General features: G+C 47.0%; 1 protein-coding gene and 1 pseudogene. One reads left to right on the top strand and one right to left on the bottom strand.

Going from position 1 to position 1,298, the window contains the following annotated elements; all coding sequences use genetic code 11:
* Window positions 1-164: 164 nt before the first annotated feature.
* Window positions 165-287, bottom strand: a pseudogene (locus tag H8L47_RS26315) (ATP-binding protein); the annotation flags it as partial.
* Between the two features lie 473 nt (window positions 288-760).
* Between H8L47_RS26315 and H8L47_RS26310 the strand changes: the two are divergent.
* Window positions 761-982, top strand: a complete 222-nt coding sequence (locus tag H8L47_RS26310) for a hypothetical protein (RefSeq protein ID WP_222616695.1) — start codon at window positions 761-763, stop codon at window positions 980-982.
* Window positions 983-1,298 lie beyond the last annotated feature (316 nt).

The raw sequence follows: 1,298 nt of genomic DNA, 5'->3' as shown, positions 1-1,298 counted from the left end.
ATATTTGTAAAGAAAGAATCTGGTAGGTGCCCTGTTCAGTGTTCAGTTAAACCAAATCCCTTGAAAAGCCGGGGTAAGAAAAGCCGGGGTTGTTAGTTTGCGCTGGATTATGACCCGGCATTTGCATCAAATTCTGACCCACTCGTTTTAATGTCTTTTAAGGGTTAGGTTGAGGCTAGTTTGGTCTTTTTTTCCTTTACTGTTATTTGGGTTGAACTGTTTTTAAATCGGTAACTGTCATTCCCAGTCTCGATTATATGACAGTGATGGGTGAGTCGATCAAGCAGCCGTAGTGGAAAGCAAATTTGCGAGCCTACACTTTTTGTTCCCCCTTCCCCAAAGCCGGGGTCAAGTCTTACATTACGACATTTCTGACCCGACCGCCGTGCTTGTAGATGTTTGATGCACGACGCCAGCCAGACAATTTCAGTCAACTTGCACGGTCTCACCCCGAGGCCGTGCAAAGCTTGCCAGCATCTCCGTGCCCTGTTCAGTGTTCAGTTAAACCAAATCCCTCCGCCAGCTCAGCAATTTTTGCAAAAATCGGCGGAGGTTTTGGTTCAGTTGAACACTAAACCGATTATTTTTTAATCAGGCGAACAATAAAAATTGTTCGCCTGTTCACATAGGAAAACATGATGCAAACTGGCGCTCGCGCCCCGCACTGGCCGGAAGCCAAAATTGTTAAAAGAAGGAAAAAATGCCCCACCCGCACATTCTAACTAAGACACTCCGGCAGATCACCGACACGACGCGCACTGTGTTGGAACGCTTATATGCGCAGCCTTCGCGGTCAATAGAGAACGCAGATGCCGCATTCTACAAAGCGTCTGGTGTGATGGAATTGTGGGCGGAGTTGACATTTGACATGGATGTTTCTGAACATATTAATTCGAATGTTCAGAATGAATTGAATCAGCTCGTTCGAGCGCTCGATACCGCCGAGTTGGCACGTTGGGATTTGCCACCACGTCAACTCTAGGAAAACATCAGAGATGGAAGAAAGACTTAAAAGCCTAATAAATGCTTTGCCGATCCTGCCTGATAGGACGGCGCATTTGAGCAACTTTCCAACCTTGTGTTGATTGCCGAAAAGCTTGGAAAGCCGGGGTCACCCATTAGCCCCCGGTAGTCAAGTAGTCGAACAAGATACTCGCAACACACCGCGATAATATTTACTGCGCCACCACATGTTTGTTTCAAAATGCCGTCGTGCCTTTTGCTTCAACGTGTGGTTGCGTGAATCGCACCAGTCACCCATGTGGATCTAGCGAAACATAAAGCTGGATTTCGCCCAA

Origin of the sequence: Undibacterium umbellatum, assembly GCF_014284125.1 — a bacterium.
Classification (GTDB): Bacteria; Pseudomonadota; Gammaproteobacteria; order Burkholderiales; family Burkholderiaceae_D; genus Undibacterium; species Undibacterium umbellatum.
Note: the sequence above shows the minus strand (reverse complement) of the source record. Positions and strands in the feature narration are given on the sequence as shown.